The organism is candidate division WOR-3 bacterium (assembly GCA_011052815.1).
Lineage (GTDB): Bacteria > Hydrothermota > Tepidihabitantia > SM23-42 > SM23-42 > DRIG01.
The window spans coordinates 1-19382 of the sequence record DRIG01000059.1; the positions used below are offsets into that span (position 1 = coordinate 1).

Here is a 19382-nt window from a genome sequence, read left to right on the forward strand (position 1 = left end):
ATATGTCGGAGTGAATATCGTAGCCGGTAAAGACGTAAAAGGAACAGTAACCGTCAGACTTCACAATGTCCCCTGGCGTCAGGCGCTGGAAATCATCTTAAAGGCGTCGGGCTATGCGTATCGTGAAGATCCCGGAGTGATCAGGGTCGACACTGCGGAGAACCTCGATAAACAGGACTATGATCTGCCGCTCAGCTCGAGAATCTATAAACTCGAATTCGCCAATCCGGAAAGAATGCTCGATAAAATCGAAGCGATGCTTTCTCCGAAGGGAAAAGCAAACGTCGACAAACGAACCAACTCCATCGTGGTGACGGAAGTCGAACCGATCCATCAAAGAATTGAAGAACTGGTGAAGATACTCGATACCCCCACCCCGCAGGTTGAAATCATGGCGAAAGTGGTCGATATGGACATATCCGCATCTCAGGGACTCGGCATAAACTGGACCCTGAAAGGTCTGGAAAGCCGCGTGGTTCAAGCCGATGTCTCGGTCAATAAAGAACCGACGGTTGTCGGATTCAGTGAATTCCACATCGGTACGGTTCCTTCATTGGCTCAATTGGATGCATTGATAAGCATGCTCGAAGAAAACGGAAAGGCGCAGACGATCTCGGCACCGCGTATCACTGCAGTCGACAACGAAGAAGCAAAACTTCTGGGAGGTCAAAGATTCGGAATTCCGACAAGAGACATCTCCGGGAATACGGTGATTCAGATGTACACGGTCGGTACTAAATTGGAAGTTACGCCTCACATTAATTCACTTGAAGAAATTACCATGGAAATTCATGCCGAGGTCAGTGAACTCGATCGCGCCTCAGCCCTCGCCGGAAGACCGATCATCACCACTTCTGAAGCAGACTCCAAAGTTCTGGTCAAAGACGGCAACACCGTCGTCATCGGCGGATTTATCAGAAGAAAAGAGACCAAAACCGTGCGCGGCATTCCCATCTTAAAGAACATTCCTATTCTCGGTGCGCTCTTCAGAGAAACAACCACTTCAGTCGAAGACCGTGAACTTCTCATATTCATTACGCCTAATTTAATAAGATAGTTATTCAGAGTCTGAAAGTTCCGCACGGCTACATGCGGTCTCTTGATGAAAATTGTTGGAGGTCTGAAAAAAGGTAGAACCTTAAAAGCAGCAAAAAAAGGATTCAGGCCGACCAGGGCTTTAGTTCGCGAGGCGATATTTAATATTATTCAAAACAAAATACCGGAAAGTGAAGTATTGGATATATTTGCAGGGAGCGGCGCTCTGGGATTGGAAGCATTGTCTCGGGGCGCAAAAACCTGCATCTTCATCGAACGGCAACCTAAAACACTGATCAAGAACATCAACACTCTTTCTTTAAAAAAGAATACAAAGATCATCGGCAAAGACTTCCGGGCGGCGCTCAGAAAAATCCGAGAAAAAAAATTCGACGTAATTTTCCTCGACCCGCCCTACAGAAAAAAATATCTCGAGACGACACTCAATCTGATCGTGAAGTATACACTGCTTAAAACCGAAGGAGTAATAGTGGCAGAGCACTCTTCTGATGAAGAGATAATCTTTCCGGAACAACTTTCCATCTTGAAAAGAAGACACTACGGCAACACCGCAGTCACCTTTTTCGAAAAACAGGTGGACAAAGAAAAGATAAACACAGAATGAAGAAAAAAATAAAAAGCAACGTAAAAAAAGCAATATATGCAGGAACCTTCGACCCGATAACATTCGGTCATATCGATGTCGTCAACCGGGCGGTTAAGATTTTCGATAAGGTAATCATCGGAGTAAGCGCCGGTCCTAAAAAGACACTCTTCACCCAGAAAGAACGGGTTGAATTGGTGAAAGCAGTATTCAAAAACCACAAAAAGATTGAAGTTGCAGGATTCTCTTCCCTTCTGGTGGACTTCGCTCGAAAAATCGGAGCAACGACCATTATCAGGGGGATAAGAGCGGTTTCAGACTTTGACTATGAACTCCAATTGACCTTGATGAATCGTAAGTTAGCCTCCAGGATTGAAACGATATTCTTGATGCCCTCGGAAAAATACATCTTCATAAGTTCCTCCCTGGCAAAAGAAATTGCTTCGCTGGGAGGCGATGTCTCACAAATTGTGCCGGAAATCGTGGCGAAAACCCTTATAAGGAAATTGAAAAAATAAGCCCGGGGTCATACCCCTTGATTTTTTAAAAATTTTCTGTATCTTATTAATAAGGAGGACCAATGAATAAAGTGTTCACATTTTTTATTTTAGGCCTGCTGTTTCTCGTATATGCAAAAGAGCCGGAACAGAAACCAAAACATCAGGTGGAAGAGATAGTCTTCAACTTCATAAAAGATTTAAAAAACGACGTATACGCGGAAAACATCTACTACTTCGAAGCCGATACCGAACTGACAAAAGAAGAAAGAGAATATTATTTCCGCAGATTGGAGAAATATGTAAGAAACAACACCTGGTCACTCTATTTCACCATAATCGACATATATAACGGACACGAAGATATGGCTGACGTTATCCTGAAGGCGAAATCAGGTGACCTCGTCGTCTTCTGCCTCGGATTTTGGTATGATGTCAACCGATGGGAACTCGATGCTTATGAATTTCCGGCATTGACATTCGACCGCCCTGAGGATCAATCTTATGAAGATTATGTCCAGCAAATAATCGACGACGCCAAAGCGGTGGGAGTCGAATATTCCAAACGAGAGACGATAAAAAAGCAGGGAACATATTACATAGAATATAAATAATCTCAAACGGAAAATCTTTATCAAACCGCTCCTTTCTCCACAGTTTCAACTTAAGGTGGAAATATATGTGTATATGCATAATTTCCAATTATGAACATCCTGTAAACAACGGCCGGGTGTTTTGATAGAAACTTCCTCGATATTGACTCTTTTTCTGTAATTAATATAATTATCTTCTATATGAAATTCATCGATGAAGCGAAAATTTTTGTCACCGCGGGCAAAGGCGGCAATGGATGCATATCATTCCGTCGGGAAAAATTCGTTCCCAGAGGCGGACCAGACGGCGGAGACGGCGGCGCAGGCGGCTCAGTATATCTCATCGGTAAAAAAGAGCTGGGGACATTATACGATCTGCGTATAAAGCCGCACTACCGCGCCGGACGTGGAAGCCACGGGAAAGGAAAAAATATGTCGGGCAAGGCGGGAAAAGACGTCCTCATCCCGGTTCCCCTAGGAGTCGTCGTTTACCACGGGAAAAAAGTACTCGGCGAAATTCTCTTTGACAACCAGAAATTACTCATTGCAAAAGGCGGAAAAGGCGGTCGTGGTAACCGCCACTTTGTCACGGCGACGAACCAGACGCCGCGCTGCGCCGAACCGGGAGCTGAAGGTGAAAAAAGAACAATAAAACTCGTCCTGAAATTGATTTCAGACATCGGCCTGGTCGGTTTCCCGAATGCCGGAAAATCAACTTTATTGAGAGCCATGACCGACGCCAACCCGAGAATCGGCGATTATCCTTTTACAACCCTTGCTCCCAATTTAGGCGTAATCAAAAACAACTACAAGAATATCGTAATCGCCGACATGCCCGGTATTATCGAAGGAGCCCACGCGGGAAAAGGTCTGGGACATCAATTTCTCCGTCACATCGAACGTACGAAAAAATTGCTCTTGATAATCGACATCACATCTTCAGACCCCTTGTATCAATATAACTCTTTGCTGACCGAGTTCAGAAAATATAGTAGAGCACTGTTGAGAAAAGAACGGATTGTCATCTTTAATAAAATTGATCTTGTGGATATGATACCGGATTACAAATTAAAGGAAGAAATTTTTTACATCTCGGCGTTGAAAGGTACAGGTGTAAAAGAGCTGATTGAATTTATAAACAGATGAAGATCCGATTCAAGCAGGACAAAAAAACCATCCTTAAATTACTCGAAACATCGGGGATAAAAAGACGACTGAGGATACTGGATCGATTGAATGGAGTCAATGAAAAAGACAGTATAAACATACTCTTGAAAGTACTGGAAGATAATTCATGGGTGATGCGTGAAAAGGCGGCTTATAAATTAGCTGAATATGGAAACAGGGTGGTCCAGCGTTTAATCAGGCTCCTCAAACGCGGTTTCTGGTATACCCGTGCTGCAGCATGCTTGACTCTGGGAGAGATCGGTAACATCAAAGCACTGGAAGCAATCGTCACCCTCATATTGGACGACGACAATCCCACAGTGATAAAAGAGGCATCATCGGCATTATTGAAACTGGCAAGAAAAGAACCGGTTCTCTTCGCCGACGGACTGAAAAATCTATCCCTGATACAGGAAAAGAAGAAAGAAATATTAAAAATAATAGAAGATGCCGAACCAGAGCTCTACACCGTTATTATGAAAGAGTTGGAAAATGAATGATGAACTCCTTGATTTATTGACCCTGTTGTCAATCGAAAAGCTCACGGAAAAAAAACTCTTTATTCTGTTTAAAAGATTCAACAGCCCTGAAAAGATAAGAAACGCAGAAATAGAAGAACTCAGTGCACTCGTCGGCTCCGAGATCGCGAAAAAGATTAAACTGAAACAGGTGGACGACAGGATCAAGAAAAGATATGATACTGTAAGAAAAACGGGCGCCATGATAGTTCCTTATTATTCTCCTGCATACCCTTCCTGGTTGAAGAAGATTGAATACTTCCCTCCGATTCTCTTTATCCGGGGTGAGATAAAAATAGAAGACGAACTGTCGATCGCCGTAATAGGAACCCGCGGTGCAACGGTTTACGGTAAGACCATTGCTGAAAATTTTGCGGCGGAATTCGTCAAAGCCGGAATCACCGTAGTAAGCGGTATGGCACGGGGGATTGACACCGCCGCCCACAGATCGGCATTAAAAAACGGCGGTAGAACCATCGCGGTGCTGGGCTGCGGCATCAACATCTGTTATCCTCCTGAAAATAAAAGATTAATGGAAGAAATAATCGAAAACGGTGCGGTGATTTCAGAATTCAACCTCGATACCCCTCCCCTCGCCCACAATTTTCCGAAACGCAACCGCATCGTGTCCGGGCTGTCAAAAGCCGTGGTAGCCATAGAGGCGAAAGAAAAATCCGGTGTTATGAATACGGTGAACTGGGCGCTGGATCAGAACAAGGACGTCTTCGCCATTCCGGGCAACATCTATTCAAAGGCGTCAAGTGGAACCAATCGTCTGATAAAAGAAGGCGCCATTCCTGTAACCTCTGCCGCTGAAGTGCTGGAATCCCTGGGCATCAAACATCCAAAAACAGATAAGACAAAAAAAGATATCATCCTGACCGATGTAGAAAAAAGAATCTGGGAGAATTTGTCGTCTGATCCGATATACCTCGACACCCTGTCGGAAAGACTCAATCAACCTACGGGGTCAATTCTCAATGTCCTGCTCTCCCTGGAGATAAAAGGGGTGGTCGAGCAACTACCAGGAATGATGTTCGTAAAAAAATTCGATTATTTTGATTGATGGAACTTTATTCTTTATGTACCTATTTCCCAGGACGATAAATACCGCTTCTGTTCCGGCGTCAGCTGATCAATCTTGATCCCCATTGATTTCAGTTTAAGACGCGCTATCCGCTCATCAATACGTAAAGGAAGATTATAAACTTTTTTTTCGAGTTTCGGATGTTTAAAGATGTATTCGACCGCCAACGCCTGGTTGGCGAACGACATATCCATAACCATTGCGGGATGTCCCTCTGCAGCCGCCAGATTCACCAACCGTCCTTCAGAAAGCAGATAAATCCTCTTACCGTTCCTTAAGGTATACTCCTCACAGAACTCCCGAACCCGCCGTCTTTTTTTAGCCAATTTTTTCAGCGCCTTTTTGTCGATCTCAACATCAAAGTGTCCTGAATTGCCGATTATGGCACCGTCCTTCATCTTGAGCATATGCTCTTTTCGTATTACGTTGATATCACCGGTTACCGTAATGAAAACGTCGCCGATGCGGGCGGCTTCAATCATCGGCATCACCGCATAACCGTCCATCTGCGCCTCAAGCGCTTTAACCGGGTCAACTTCGGTCACAACCACATGGGCACCGTGTCCTTTCGCCCTCATTGCAAGACCTCTGCCGCACCATCCATATCCGGCGACCACAAAGGTGCTTCCACTGATCAGAATATTCGTTGCTCTCAAGATACCGTCGATTGTTGATTGACCCGTGCCATAGCGGTTGTCGAAAAGATGTTTTGTTAAAGAATCATTAACCGCGATTATCGGAAACCGCAGTACTTTATCCCTTTCCATCTGCTTCAATCTTATGACGCCGGTCGTCGTCTCCTCGGTTCCTCCAAGCACCCCTTCTATTTTCTTCTTGTGGACGGTTGAGATCAAATCCGCTCCGTCGTCAATAAGCACCTCAGGTTTATTCTTGAGCACCTGTGCCATATTATGATAATATTCACTCCGTGACTCGCCGTTGCGGGCGAAAACTCCGATACCATCCATTGCCAGAGCCGCGGCGACATCATCCTGTGTTGAAAGAGGATTTGATGCGGTCAGAAAAACATGGGCGCCGCCGGCTTTCAATGTTCTGATTAAATTTGCGGTTTCCGTCGTAACATGAAGGCAACAGCCGATACGACGATTCTTTAAAGGTTTCTGTTTTTTGAATCTTTTTCGAATCAAACGCAGCACAGGCATCTTTGATTCAGCCCATTCGATTCTTTTATTGCCCTGTGGTGCAAGTTTTTTATCCTTGATATTAAATCTCATTTTTCTTCCCCTTTTAATAAATGAATCAGATGACTGAAGTTCTATATTTATTCGATCAACCGATACCTGCTTCGCGCTTAATCGCCTCAGCCATGTCACAGATCTCCCAGGTGAACCCTTCTTCTTCCCGTCCGAAGTGACCGTAGCAAGCAGTACGTCTGTATATCGGTCTTCTCAGTTTCAATTTGTCGATTATACCCTGGGGAGTGAAGTCAAAGAGCTTCTTCAAAATTGCAACGATCTTTGATTCGTCGATCTTTGAGGTACCGAAAGTATTCACTGAAATTGCAATCGGATCGGCGACACCGATGGCGTAAGAGAGCGAGACCTCAACCTTTTCGCACACATCGGCGGCGACGAGGTTCTTCGCAACATAACGTGCCATATAAGAAGCCGAACGGTCCACCTTGGTCGGGTCCTTACCAGAAAAGCAGCCGCCACCGTGATGTCCGATACCACCATAGGTGTCGACCATAATCTTTCTGCCGGTGAGTCCTGTATCTCCCTGAGGACCGCCGATAACAAACCTTCCCGTCGGATTTATCAAAATCTTTGTCCGGTCATCGAGCAATTCTCCGGGAACAATCTTTTCAATAACGTACTTTTTCAAATCCGCATGAAGTTTCTCATTGCTCACGTCCACATGATGTTGGGCAGATAAAATTATCGTGTGGATTCTCAGTGGTTTTCGGTCTTCATACTCAACCGTTATCTGGGTTTTACCGTCCGGATGGAGATAATCAACGACATTCGCCTTCCTTATTTCACTCAGCTGACGGACGACTTTATGGGCGAGGATTATCGGTAAAGGCATCAGTTCCGGCGTCTCGTTCGTCGCATAGCCGTACATCATCCCCTGATCCCCGGCACCGCCGATGTCGACCCCCATTGCAATGTCCTTGGATTGTTCCTGGATGGCGGTGATCACCGAACAGGTCTCGGCATCAATGCCCATATCCGTATCCGTATAACCGATCTCATATAAAAGAGAACGTACAATATCAGCGATACTTACATAACAATTTGTTGAAATCTCTCCCGAGACAAAAATCAACCCTCTTGTCGCGAGTGTCTCCAGCGCCACACGACCGAACGGGTCTTTTTCCAGGATTGCATCGAGCACTGCATCTGATACCTGATCACAGATTTTATCAGGATGCCCTTCAGTAACTGATTCAGCAGTTATAAAATATCGCGCCATTTGCCTCCTTTGGTTAATTATAAACAAATTTTTCTGTAAATCAAGAGCGTAATGCAATTGCGTTGACAATATCTTTAAATTTATTATAATAATCAAAAGGATGGTGTAATGAATACTCTGATATTAACTTTTTTTATGTTCAGCGGCATCAGCGGTAAGATCCAAGGATCTGTCGTGGACGCCGACACGAAAGAACCGCTTCCTTACGTCAATGTAATAATCCAGGAAACCGAAATGGGAACCGCTACTGATGAAGACGGCTATTTCTACATTCTTAATGTGGCTCCGGGTACGTACACGATTGAAGTATCCTGTGTGGGTTATCAGACAAAACGGATTGAAAATGTGGTTGTCGAATTCAATAGAACAGCCCGACTGGAGGTGGAACTCACCCAGACACCGATCGAAATCTCGCCGGTGACGGTCACCAGTAAGATGCCCGCGGTAAAAAAAGACTATGTCGGTGCGACATACATCGTGAGAAAAACAGAACTACCGCACCTACCGTTTGACTACACCGCTGAACTTGTCTCTTTTCAGGCAGGGGTCGCCCATTCTGATACGGCGATCCACGTACGGGGAGGAAGAGCGACCGAAGTTCAATATATGATCGACAATGTTCCGATTGTCGATCCTCAAACCGGCGACCTGGCGATAAATATATCCAAGGGAATCGTCGACGAAATTATCTTTCTACCCGGAGGTTTTGATGCGGAATACGGCAGGGCGATGTCAGGAGTGATCAATTTAATAAGCGTACACCCGGAAGACCGACTGAAATTATCCGCCTACGCAAAGACTGAAAAGATCATGCCGTTCTACTACGACTTCGGTTATCAAAACTACCGTTCATCCATCCATCTTCCCTTTTCAAAGAGTTTCAAAGGTTTGATCTCCGCCGATGTAATGCATACGGACGACTGGGACCCGAAACTGTACATCCTGCCGCATAAGTGGCGTGATGATTACGCCCTCTACAGCAAATGGAGTCTCAGCCCATCAGGGAAATTGAAACTGGTGCTGAGTGGAGCTCTGTCGCGGATGCAATTTGATCGTTACAACACCCTCTGGCAATTCCACCTCGATCACTACCGGTCTGATATGCGAAAAGGCAACCTGCAGATTTTCAATCTGAATTACCTGCCCACTACCCGCTCTCTCTTCACCCTGACCACAAGCAGATTATATACAGAAAGAATATACGGTGTACGAAACAGCGATGATAAAGGACCTTTCAATGACTTCTCTTTCAAAGCATACGAAGAGCTGGAATGGCCCCGCGGAAGTGTGGATAATCCTTTCGGCGCCGTTTACCGACGGATCATCTGTGAAGGAGATTATCCTGAATATCAACGAAAATCCACCCAGATTATAAAGACCAATCTAAACGGCGACCTGCAGATGCACAAATATCACGAAGTGAAGTTCGGGTCGGAATATACTTATCAGGAGTTGACAAACTTCACGTATTTTATAAGTGATTCCCAGTCTCCGATTGTCGACGATTACCAACATCACCCAAAAGAATATGCCGTTTATCTTCAGGATAACATAGACTACAAAGGTGTCTATGCAAAAATCGGCTGCCGATACGACTATTTTTCGTGGGATATAGAAGGGATCGAACCGAAAACGGCGATCTCACCCCGATTCGGGTTCTCTTTCCTGGTCACGGAAAAGTTCCTTTTCCGTGCCAATATAGGAAGATATGTGCAACCCCCTTTATATGATTATATTTACAGCTACTACACCCTGCTGCCCCTGCCGTCGTATATAAAGGATATTCCACCGGTCGGAAATCCCGACATCGGCCCGGAAAAGACGATAAGCTATGAAATAGGGCTTCAGGGTGAAATCAAAGAAAATCTGAATCTGACGATCAATTCCTTTTTTAAAGACGTCTCCGACCTCATCGGCACCAGATATATAAATGTCGGCGCCCAGAATTATGTCTCTTATTTTAATGTAGAGTATGCGAATATCAAAGGACTGGAAGCGATTCTGGCGTTCTCAAATTCCCTTTTCAACGGGAAAATATCTTATACCCTATCCTGGGCGCGGGGTACAAGTTCGTATGCCAAAGAAGTCTGGGAGCGCCGCTACATCGATCCGGAATTCACTCCCGCGACCGAAGAATACGATCTTGATTTCGACCAGAGACATAGAATATTCATTCAGGGTGTGGTGAAGCTTCCCCTGCAGGCGAATCTCTACCTCTTCGGTTATCTGGGTGATGGATTTCCGTATACACCCCCCGGACCTGAAGGAAAATTCGAAGAAAGAAACATCCTGCGTCTTCCTTTTCAAAAACAATTCGACTGCGTGATTTCGAAATCGGTGAAGTTCAATAAATTCTCTTTAATGATAAATCTGGAGGTCATAAACCTTTTCGACCAGCGATATGAAGTAACCCCCCATTTTCCGGTGATCCCTGTTGAATCGATAAAAAAAGAAGATTTTGAGCACGACCCGCCCTACATCGACATCCATAACAGTTATTATAATCCCGGTGCCGACGGAAATCACGATGGTTTAATCGAGCCGTCTGAAGAATTCATAAACTTCAGAGAACTCATCTCCTGGACCGATGATTGGGTGAATGCCTATACTGCTCCGCGCAGAGCACGATTAGGGATAAGTATAAATTTTTAATTTATATAATAAGGAGGAAAATATGAAAATATTCAACCTGATCTTCAAGTTGTCATTCCTCTTCCTGCTCTGCTTCATTCTCAATACAAATCCCGCCTGTAAAGGACCCGAAGAATACAAACCTCCGGACGATTCTCTGGCTGAACCACCGGCAGCGCCCCAATTACTCTTTCCCCCAATGGACACCGAGTATGTACTGGTGCCTGATCCGGGTGTGGTGCAGATCGACTTCGACTGGACCGCGGTGAGCGGAACAGAGTATTATGAACTCGAATACAGTTCAAATCCTGATTTTATCAACGGTACCACTGAAACGAGCAGCAGTGACGGACTGACGATATTGTTCTCGAGTCCGATGGATATATACTGGCACGTCCGGGCAGCGAGTTCTGCATGGAAATGGTATACTGATTGGTCTGAAGTACGGTATTTCAGAATAAGACCGCCCCTTTAATAATTATGGATGTAAATCTTCACCTCGCCGAACCCGTGTTTCTGCGGAACCTGATGGTCTTTCCGATCAGAACGCCGAAATCCGACAACGGAATCGAACTCAATTCCATTGATGAAATCCTGTCTTCTGGAAGCGCCCGTTTCATGGAACTCGACTCCCCTGAAATCAATGAGGTGGTGTTTGAAAACAGAAGTGACACGCCTGTTTTAATGCTCGACGGCGAAGAGATAACAGGCTCACTGCAGAATCGTATTATCACTATGTCAGGTGTCGTGGACGCCCGTTCATCAAAAAATATCCCGGTGGTATGCGTTGAAGGAGGAAGGTGGCAAGAACTCGGTAAGTTCAACACCGGCTGTTTCTCTTACCCACGACTGCGTTCACTTCTGACAAAAAGCCGTTATTCAAAAATAGACCTGCAAAAAACGGTCTGGAAGGAAATAGAGAGAAAATTGACGGTGACGAGAACACGCTCAATGACCTCTTCCATGCATGAGATTTACGACAACTTGCAGGAAGAGATTTCACGATATGTTGAAGACTTCACCGGATTGAACCACAATACGGTCGGCTTGATCAGTACCGCCGGCAGACAGATACTCGGTTGTGATATCTTTTTCAACAACAGGCTCTATAAAAAGTATGAGTTTAAATTACTCAGGAGTTACGCTCTGGATGCCCTTGAATATATGCAGAAAGGTGGAAACAGAGACAATGTGCGGACATTCCTGAACGCTCTTGAAGATATGCTGCGAAGGATAACCTTTAAAAAAAGAAATATAAATAAGGTGATAAAAAATAATATCCTGTCGGGTCAACTCCTCTTTCATGCCGGCAGGATGATACATTTATCAGCCTTTCCTGTATAGAGGTGCTGTTAAAAAAACTTGGAAAGTACGAGATAATCGACTGGCTCGGCGGCGGTAGATTCGGTGACGTATTTTTAGCCCGCGATACCATTCTGGAAAAAGAATTCGCCCTGAAGATATCCCGCATGCGGAAAGAAGAGATAACCATGCTCAAGGATGAAGCGAAACTCCTTGCTTCATTAAACCATCCCAATATCGTCAGATTTTACAATATCGACTTCATCGAAAATAAATTCGTGCTCGTTATGGAATACATAAAAGGAAAAACCCTTCGCGACGTGATCAGCGACCAGGGAATGGAAATATCTCTTTTCACCTCAATCGCGGTTCAAATTCTCGAAGCCCTTGACTATGCGCATGAGAATAAGGTATTGCACCGGGACATAAAACCAGAAAATATTCTAATTACCGAAGAAAAAAAGAAACAAGTCATAAAGGTAACCGATTTCGGCCTGGCGCGTTTCATCAAAACCGATTCGATATCCGCATCCACTGCAGGAACACCGATCTACATGTCTCCTGAGGTGTGGTCGGGGAACTTCGACAAAAAGTCGGATATCTGGAGTGTCGGTGCGGTATTCTATGAATTGCTCACCGGTGCGCCGCCGTACCTGGCTGACAATCTAAACACACTGCGCCGTAAAATAGAAAAACAACAATTCACCAACCCGAGGGTCCTGCGGTCCGGCATACCCCAGTACCTTGAAGACGCTGTTGTTCAGTGTTTGAATACAAATCCCGCTTCACGCCCCTCCTGTAAAGAACTGCTCCAGAAGATAACAAAGAAAAGCAAAGCGATAAAGATAGAAGCAGAGTTTGTCGTCCCGCAAAAAGAAAGAAAATCATTCATTCTCACGCCCGACCAGAAAGAGGTCCTTGAAGCGCTGGACAGAAGAATTCTACTCCTCGGTCAAGCCGGCTGCGGCAAGACGACGACCCTCATTTATGCAGTCGCGGAATTGATTAAAAAAGGCGTTCCACCATCAAAGATTCTCGTCTGCACCTTTACAAACAAAGCCGCAAACGACGTAAAAACCCGCCTTCAGTCCGTCGAAAATTTTTCCGGGTATGAACTCTGGGTCGGAACTTTCCACACCCTGGCTTTACGGATCCTGAGGCGTGATGCTGAACGTCTTGACATCGATAGTGATTTCTCAATTGAGCAACCGAAAAAAATATTCACCGCGATGAAGTTGAACACCGGTAAATATCGGAGTAATGCAATCATAAAATTCATCGAGATACTCAAATCAAAAGGGATTACACCTGAGAAGTTTAAGCCGAAAGGCAACTGGGAAGAATACTGCTGCAAGGTCTATAAACAATACCAGGATTATCTTCGGAAAAACAGCATCCTCGATTACGATGATTTAATACTTTATGCAATCAAATTACTTGAAGAGTATGATGACATAAGGGAATACTATAATAACCGTTTTGAATACATCTTTGTCGATGAACTGCAGGATATAAACCCGGCGCAGTACAGATTCATCTCTTTGTTATGCCGGGATAAATTTTTCTTCACCGGCGACGGAGACCAGGCGATATACGGCTGGCGCGGTGCCGACCCCGCTTTAATCTACAAAATACCCAAAGATTTTGAAAACGTCAAAATATTCAATCTTACAAGAAGTTTCCGGCTGCCGCAAAGTATCATCGAACTCGCCAACAATATGATGCTCAGGACCGCCACCGCGGTCTCCACGGCGGAAAGCGGTGAAGCTCTGGTTTACGCGGCGAAATCTGAAAAAGATGAAGCAAATTACATCGTCCGTGAAATTAAAGTTCTGAGAAAAGAAAAATTCCGTTTTCAGGACATCGCGGTCCTCTATCGGATGAATTATATCTCAAGGGTTTATGAAGAAGCGTTTATCAAATCACAAATTCCATACACCTTAATCGGCGGAACCGCTTTTTATGAGCGTTCCGATATAAAACCCCTGATTGAATATCTGGAGATGCTCGAAGAGCATTCTGATATTTCAATCTCCGCAACATCAAAAAATGAATTGATTGCAAAGATGACCGCCCTGTTCAAATTGACGAAGAAGCATACCGAACGGGCTGTAAAGATATTCGACTATCATCTTCAGAATATCAAAAATCTGTCGCCGGCTAATATTCTGACCGAGGTATCAAATGCAACGGGATTGAAAGGAGAAAATGTGGATGAATTAATTTCAGTGGCGCGCGAATTATCACATACCGGAATCAGCGGTGTTCTGAATGAAATAAAGTTGCTCCAGGAGCTGGATCTGGCGGACTGGGGAAAAGATACTGTAAAACTGATGACCGTCCACAGCGCAAAAGGACTTGAATTCCCCGTGGTCTTTGTCGTCGATCTTGCAGAGGACATCTTTCCCCTCACCAAAAAGATGGTTTCACAAACAGAGCTTGAGGAAGAAAGAAGACTCTGCTATGTGGCGGTCACCCGCGCCCAGAAAAGACTCTATCTTCTCTTTCCAAAACGGCGATACGGCAGATATCAGCAGCCGTCAAGATTTCTGGTGGACATGCTGGGTTCAAAATTCAACAACCAATACAGAAGCGGTCTGTTTTGAAAAATTTCTTTACCGCCCGTCATCCGCGGAGTCGCCTCTTGCGTCGGAAATATACAACGGTCAAAACGAGCAGAACGGCAAGAAGCACCAGCGTGACGGTGATATTATAATTTCTTAAAAACCTGGACGCCTCATCCCAGGTGGAACCGACATAGAATCCCGCCGTCACCAGAAAAAGATTCCACAAGAGGACGCTCACCAGACTCTGGAAAAAAAATCTTCTGCTGTCGAGCTTCACGATACCCGCGGCGAAACAGAGCGGCGCCCTCATCCCCGGCAGGAAACGATTCAGAAAACCTATAAGATTTCCCCGCTTCGCGAGTTTCAATTTCGCTTTATTGATCAACGACACGGGAAAGACTCTTCGCAAAAAGGAATTCGACAGATAATGGAGCAGTTCATCCCCTTTCTCCTTTCCGATGTAATAAAGTATCATAATGCCGGCAATGCTGCCGATGACGGTACAGAGATAGATAATGTAAGGATTGAATCCGCCGCGTCCGGCAAGAAAAGCAAAGACCAGAACAAAGGCATCAGAAGGATACGGCGGAAAGAGACTTTCAAACAGTGAGTTAAAGATCAGAAAGGAGTAAACAAGTAAAGGAGAGCGGGCTGCAAGCCATTCAAACATATTATTTATTATAAGATTTTTGTCTTTTGAAAAAATTACAGATAACCCTGTATGTCTTCCTGAGATCCCGATATTCTACAAAAATCATGACATCAGTATGGGCGGTTAACACCTCCCATATGTTGATCCCCTCTTTTGCTATCGGTGAGACAATCTTTTTGATGATACCCGGTTCATTTATGAATTTATAACTTCTCACCAGTATTTTGCCGATCTGTTTCTTTAAATTCAGGAATTTTAAATTTTTGCTCTTCTTTAAAACCGGGGAAAGCAGTCGATAGGCATCTTCCCCTCTTTCTTCTTCCACGTACAGGGCGATCAGATTATCGGAAACGGTTATCGAATAAATCGATATATCGTGTCTGGCAAGCAATGATGAAATCCGACTGAGCAATCCCGGTGTTTCCGGAATCTTGTTTCCCACAAAGGTCAGAACAGAATAAGGTGTATTCGAAAATTTTACGGTGATTTCCCGTCCAAAGTAAATTTCAGTACCGGTTCTACGACGTATGTCGGTGACCTTCATCTTTTTCAAACTCCGCTGATGTTTCAAAGAAATCGGATTCAATACCTGGGCGCCTGAAGACGCCAGCAATCCGAGTTCAGCGGCGTTGAGTGAAGAGATCTTCTCTGCGCGGTGATACAATCGGGGATCGAGATTCAATATGCCGCTGGATTCTTTTATCAAAATCAGTTCCCGTGCTTTGAGTAATTCACTGAAGAGCAAAGCGGAAATATCACTGCCGCCCCTTCCCAGCGTTACGATTCTGCCTCTGCCGTCTTTTGCGATAAAACCGGGGATTATAATAACATCCAGGTCTTTGAATAGAGGAAAAATATATTGTTTGATCTTGGTGTGGGTTTTTTTCAAAATCCGGAAATCCCTCTTTTCATTGACCTTTTCACCGGAAAGTCTCTGTGGATTCTTTAAAGAAATGAAAAGCGGCCATTCCTTCATCCAGGGTAAAACAGCCTGTGACTTCACGCCCAGCGAGTGGAACGTCGATTCAAAAAGAAGGCTCGCCTCGATTTCTCCGAAGCCGGCGAAACGTTCGAAGTCCCAAAAACACGGCTGGGGTACCGCATTTAAAAATCTTTTTATGAGACGATTTGTCGCATTCTTCATCGCCGAGGTCACAAGACACACCCTGTACTTTCTGCCGCCGGAACAAATCCCCCTGGCGATCTTCATAAAATCAGCGGGGGTCTTTAATACAGAACCACCGACTTTAAAGACCTTAATACAATTCATTATTTATCAATGTTCTGAACTGTTCCCTCTTCCTTATTAAAACGAAATTCTTTCGATCATAAAGATACTCGGCGGGAAGCAATCTGCCGTTGTAATTTGAAGCCATGGTCCGGGTGTAAGCACCGCAGTTGTGAATAATAACCCGATCACCCGGTTTAAGCGGAGGCAGGGAAAAGAGACCGAATTCATCCGAATTCTCGCAAAGTGGTCCGGCGACCCGCACCTTTTTTTCCTTTTTCTTTTTTGAAAAGAACGCCTCAATATGATGATACGCATTATACAAAGCGGGTCTGGGGTTTTCCGTCATCCCGGCGTCGATTATATAAAGAGGACGCCTCTGCCGCTGCTTCACTGATATCACTGTCGCAATAATATAACCGGCATTGCCGACCAGAAATCGTCCCGGTTCAAGAAATATCTTCACCCGGTATTGTTCGCCAAGTCGTTTGTACGCCCTGACTATCGGCTTAAAATCGAGTTCTGTTTCCTTGGGGTGGTAAGGAATGCCGAATCCTCCTCCGAGATTGATATATTCAACCGCGATATCTTTACTTCGGAAAAATTCAATCAGTTCCATGACTTTTTTTACACCTTTAATAAACGGCGTGGGTGAAAGAATCTGGGAGCCGATATGTGAATGAATTCCGACAAACCGTGCCCAGCACAGCCGTCTTGCAACGACGGCGACATCTTCCAATCGCTCGCACTCAATGCCGAATTTACTCGACCGGGCACCGGTTGAAAGATGGGGATGTGTTTCAGGAAAGATCCCCGGATTTATCCTGGCGAACAGTTTAATCTCCCGTTTCAACCTGCGGGCGCACTTTTCAAGCAGAAGAGCCTGGTCTATCGCTTCAAAATTGTAGTAGACCACTCCCTTCTTTACTGCATAGAGGACCTCTTCTTCTTTTCGGGCGATGTTGTTATAAAGAATGTCTTTCGGAGCAAAACCGGCTTTAAGGCAGATGAAAACTTCGCCCGGCGACACAACTTCCGCGCCGACACCCGCTTTTCTTATTATCTCCAGAACCGAAAGTGAAGTATTCGCCTTCACTGCAAAAAAAATCCGGGCATTACATCGCGAAAAGTATTTTGTTAACTTCGCTATATTTTTTATTATTCTATCCCGGTCATAAAGATAAAAAGGTGTAGCAATCTCTCTGCTTTTAACCAAGATCTCCCTTCGCATGGTTTTTTGAGTATATTCAACCAGCCGTTTTTGTCAAGAATGGAACAGTCTGACTCCTCTCCTCTGCCATTCCTTCGTTTCACTCAGGACGACGTCTGAGTCTGCCATGGTTATGCAATTATATCTTGACAGCTTACCGATTTTTACTATACTATAATCAGTAACTAAATGGTAAGATTGGTAAAAAGAGTATCTTAGTAAGGAGGAAAAAATGGTGAAACTCTGTAAAATAAGTATCTTATTGAGCATCTCGTGTATTCTCCTCTGGGGGGTATACGATTGATTATTCTCCAACAGCATTCTCTTTTTATAAAGAGAATGGTTTTGACCGAATAAAGGCACCGAAGTTCAGTCTTCGTGGTGAGCCCGGCACACCTGAGTTGCCGGCAGTATATCTTAACTATATCATCCCACCCGATGCCCAGGCAGACTCAATAATTGTATCCCAATTTCAGTTGGTTCAAATCCCTGGTGATTATCTAATCTATCCAGCTCAGCCATCCGGATTTACTGGTGAAACTTTGCCCTGGGTGCCGCCGGATACCATAATTTACAATTCTGACAGCCTTTTTCCAGGTAGCTTTATCAGAATAACCAATGCCGGTATAATGGATGGTGCCCGGATAGTGACGATTGAGCTCAGGCCTTTGCAGTATCGGCCTAAGACAGGGCGGTTGTATATTGTGCGTCAGATCCAGTTTGAGTTTGTTTTTGGTTCAAATGGTCTTCCTGAATTGAGACCTCAGATTCGGGGCAGATATGAACAGGCGTTATATGATGCGGCAATTAGGAAGTTTGTAGAAAATGATTATGAAATTTCTGCGTATTATCAAAGACCGACAATTGTTGAAGAAAATGAAATTGGCACCCTGGCACCGATTCCTGGTGCTCCCGGGGTAATAATTGCTCCGGAGGAATTTCATAATGCTTTCCAGCCCTATGCAGATTGGATGACGGATCAGGGCACAAAGACAATACTAATTACGCCTGAGTATATTTACTCGGCATTTCCTCAAGGGGTAGATGGGGCAGAGAAAATCCGTCTTTATATAAAATGGTGCTATCAACACGCAGGTGGCACATATTTTATTCTGGGGGGTGATGATTATTCGAGCGGTGGAGTTTCCTTTTTACCGGTAAGATACTGTTATAGTCTTTATACAGTTCCGCCTGAGGATTCAAACTTTAGTGTGCCCTGTGACCTTTATTTTTCTGATTTAACTGGTGATTGGGATCAGGATGGTGATGGAAAATGGGGAGAAATAGGTGATGATGATGCTGACCGTTATCCTGAGGTCTATGTGGGCAGGTTAACGCCTTATTGTGTTCAGGAAGTAAATAATTGGATACGTAAGGTCTTTGGGTATGAGAAGAATCCAAACTTAGTTCACACTACTGCACTCTGGCTTTATAAGGATATGGACATTGGTGATGCTCCATCAGTATTTCCTGATTACTTTACGCACGATTTCATTGAGATGAATGATGCCCAGGAGGCAGTGGAAAATTATCTCAGTTATGGTTATGGGATTAACAATATCCATTGTCATGGTGTGCGTGACACTTTTTCTGATATTTCCCTAACGATTAAAGTTGCCGGATATTGGCCTTATACTCCTTCTCAATTTAACGACGGCCTTAATAATCTTGCAAACTTTGATAAATACTACTTTATTTACTCCTTGGCCTGTCAATATGGAGGGTATGATTCGCACTTAATTGACGATGATGATCCACAGACTCCACCTATTTACCCCACCGATACCTGCATCGCTGATGCATTTACAGATACCTACTCAGATAACATTGGTGCCTGTGCATTTCTCGGTTATAC

Annotated in this window: 17 protein-coding genes; 12 read left to right on the forward strand and 5 right to left on the reverse strand. The window is 44.5% G+C overall.

All coding sequences use genetic code 11. The features are described 5' to 3' along the window. From ENI34_05375 to dprA, 7 genes are all read left to right on the forward strand, one after another. On the forward strand, positions 1-1057 hold a 1057-nt coding region (locus ENI34_05375), incomplete at its 5' end, for a hypothetical protein (GenBank protein HEC78560.1). Between the two features lie 45 nt (positions 1058-1102). Then, positions 1103-1660 (forward strand): 16S rRNA (guanine(966)-N(2))-methyltransferase RsmD, encoded by a 558-nt coding sequence (rsmD, locus tag ENI34_05380; protein HEC78561.1) that lies wholly within the window; start codon positions 1103-1105, stop codon positions 1658-1660. Next, complete coding sequence (locus ENI34_05385) at positions 1657-2157, forward strand: pantetheine-phosphate adenylyltransferase (GenBank protein ID HEC78562.1); 501 nt, start codon at positions 1657-1659, stop codon at positions 2155-2157. The genes rsmD and ENI34_05385 overlap by 4 nt, the downstream gene beginning before the upstream one ends. 62 nt (positions 2158-2219) lie before the next feature. Then, entirely contained in the window at positions 2220-2750 is a 531-nt protein-coding gene (locus tag ENI34_05390; protein HEC78563.1) for a hypothetical protein, read from the forward strand. Positions 2751-2930: 180 nt separating this feature from the next. Then, positions 2931-3875 carry a GTPase ObgE gene (obgE, locus tag ENI34_05395; GenBank protein HEC78564.1) on the forward strand — a complete coding sequence of 315 codons (945 nt, stop codon included), beginning with the start codon at positions 2931-2933 and terminating at the stop codon, positions 3873-3875. Beyond that, the gene (locus tag ENI34_05400; GenBank protein HEC78565.1) at positions 3872-4396 is read left to right on the forward strand and encodes a HEAT repeat domain-containing protein; all 525 of its coding nucleotides are present in this window, start codon (positions 3872-3874) and stop codon (positions 4394-4396) included. Before obgE ends, ENI34_05400 begins: the two co-directional genes overlap by 4 nt. Continuing rightward, a complete protein-coding gene (gene dprA / locus ENI34_05405) occupies positions 4389-5480 on the forward strand; it encodes a DNA-protecting protein DprA (protein ID HEC78566.1) in 1092 nt (363 codons plus the stop codon). Before ENI34_05400 ends, dprA begins: the two co-directional genes overlap by 8 nt. Before the next feature lie 14 nt (positions 5481-5494). On the opposite strand, the gene ENI34_05410 is transcribed toward dprA, so the two are convergent. Both ENI34_05410 and ENI34_05415 read right to left on the reverse strand, forming a co-directional pair. Further along, entirely contained in the window at positions 5495-6736 is a 1242-nt protein-coding gene (locus ENI34_05410; GenBank protein HEC78567.1) for an adenosylhomocysteinase, read from the reverse strand. 55 nt (positions 6737-6791) lie between these two features. After that, on the reverse strand, positions 6792-7937 hold the full coding sequence (locus tag ENI34_05415) for a methionine adenosyltransferase (protein HEC78568.1): 1146 nt from the start codon (positions 7935-7937) through the stop codon (positions 6792-6794). 108 nt (positions 7938-8045) lie between these two features. On the opposite strand from ENI34_05415, the gene ENI34_05420 reads away from it, so the two are divergent. Genes ENI34_05420 through ENI34_05435 form a run of 4 tightly spaced genes read left to right on the forward strand, consistent with a single transcriptional unit; the run spans position 8046 to position 14476 of the window. Continuing rightward, positions 8046-10589 carry a TonB-dependent receptor gene (locus tag ENI34_05420; protein ID HEC78569.1) on the forward strand — a complete coding sequence of 848 codons (2544 nt, stop codon included), beginning with the start codon at positions 8046-8048 and terminating at the stop codon, positions 10587-10589. A gap of 22 nt (positions 10590-10611) precedes the next feature. Then, positions 10612-11043: a hypothetical protein gene (locus tag ENI34_05425; GenBank protein ID HEC78570.1), complete on the forward strand. Its 432-nt coding sequence runs from the start codon at positions 10612-10614 to the stop codon at positions 11041-11043. A 5-nt stretch (positions 11044-11048) separates the two neighbouring features. Continuing rightward, positions 11049-11912 carry a hypothetical protein gene (locus ENI34_05430; protein ID HEC78571.1) on the forward strand — a complete coding sequence of 288 codons (864 nt, stop codon included), beginning with the start codon at positions 11049-11051 and terminating at the stop codon, positions 11910-11912. A gap of 2 nt (positions 11913-11914) precedes the next feature. After that, entirely contained in the window at positions 11915-14476 is a 2562-nt protein-coding gene (locus tag ENI34_05435; protein ID HEC78572.1) for a hypothetical protein, read from the forward strand. 19 nt (positions 14477-14495) lie between these two features. Here the strand turns inward: ENI34_05435 and ENI34_05440 are convergent, their stop codons facing one another. Genes ENI34_05440 through lysA form a run of 3 tightly spaced genes read right to left on the reverse strand, consistent with a single transcriptional unit; the run spans position 14496 to position 17548 of the window. Then, positions 14496-15107 carry a DedA family protein gene (locus tag ENI34_05440; protein ID HEC78573.1) on the reverse strand — a complete coding sequence of 204 codons (612 nt, stop codon included), beginning with the start codon at positions 15105-15107 and terminating at the stop codon, positions 14496-14498. Between the two features lies 1 nt (position 15108). Then, a complete protein-coding gene (locus tag ENI34_05445) occupies positions 15109-16359 on the reverse strand; it encodes a hypothetical protein (GenBank protein HEC78574.1) in 1251 nt (416 codons plus the stop codon). Continuing rightward, a complete protein-coding gene (lysA, locus tag ENI34_05450; protein HEC78575.1) occupies positions 16346-17548 on the reverse strand; it encodes a diaminopimelate decarboxylase in 1203 nt (400 codons plus the stop codon). Before lysA ends, ENI34_05445 begins: the two co-directional genes overlap by 14 nt. A gap of 380 nt (positions 17549-17928) precedes the next feature. On the opposite strand from lysA, the gene ENI34_05455 reads away from it, so the two are divergent. Then, positions 17929-19382: hypothetical protein (locus tag ENI34_05455; GenBank protein ID HEC78576.1), on the forward strand; the 1454-nt coding region annotated here is incomplete at its 3' end.

Coding starts and splice junctions, on each gene's coding strand:
- rsmD (HEC78561.1), top strand. CDS start 1,103: ATGAAAATTGTTGGAGGTCTGAAAAAAGGTAGAACCTTAAAAGCAGCA.
- ENI34_05385 (HEC78562.1), top strand. CDS start 1,657: ATGAAGAAAAAAATAAAAAGCAACGTAAAAAAAGCAATATATGCAGGA.
- ENI34_05390 (HEC78563.1), top strand. CDS start 2,220: ATGAATAAAGTGTTCACATTTTTTATTTTAGGCCTGCTGTTTCTCGTA.
- obgE (HEC78564.1), top strand. CDS start 2,931: ATGAAATTCATCGATGAAGCGAAAATTTTTGTCACCGCGGGCAAAGGC.
- ENI34_05400 (HEC78565.1), top strand. CDS start 3,872: ATGAAGATCCGATTCAAGCAGGACAAAAAAACCATCCTTAAATTACTC.
- dprA (HEC78566.1), top strand. CDS start 4,389: ATGAATGATGAACTCCTTGATTTATTGACCCTGTTGTCAATCGAAAAG.
- ENI34_05410 (HEC78567.1), bottom strand. CDS start 6,736: ATGAGATTTAATATCAAGGATAAAAAACTTGCACCACAGGGCAATAAA.
- ENI34_05415 (HEC78568.1), bottom strand. CDS start 7,937: ATGGCGCGATATTTTATAACTGCTGAATCAGTTACTGAAGGGCATCCT.
- ENI34_05420 (HEC78569.1), top strand. CDS start 8,046: ATGAATACTCTGATATTAACTTTTTTTATGTTCAGCGGCATCAGCGGT.
- ENI34_05425 (HEC78570.1), top strand. CDS start 10,612: ATGAAAATATTCAACCTGATCTTCAAGTTGTCATTCCTCTTCCTGCTC.
- ENI34_05430 (HEC78571.1), top strand. CDS start 11,049: ATGGATGTAAATCTTCACCTCGCCGAACCCGTGTTTCTGCGGAACCTG.
- ENI34_05440 (HEC78573.1), bottom strand. CDS start 15,107: ATGTTTGAATGGCTTGCAGCCCGCTCTCCTTTACTTGTTTACTCCTTT.
- ENI34_05445 (HEC78574.1), bottom strand. CDS start 16,359: ATGAATTGTATTAAGGTCTTTAAAGTCGGTGGTTCTGTATTAAAGACC.
- lysA (HEC78575.1), bottom strand. CDS start 17,548: ATGCGAAGGGAGATCTTGGTTAAAAGCAGAGAGATTGCTACACCTTTT.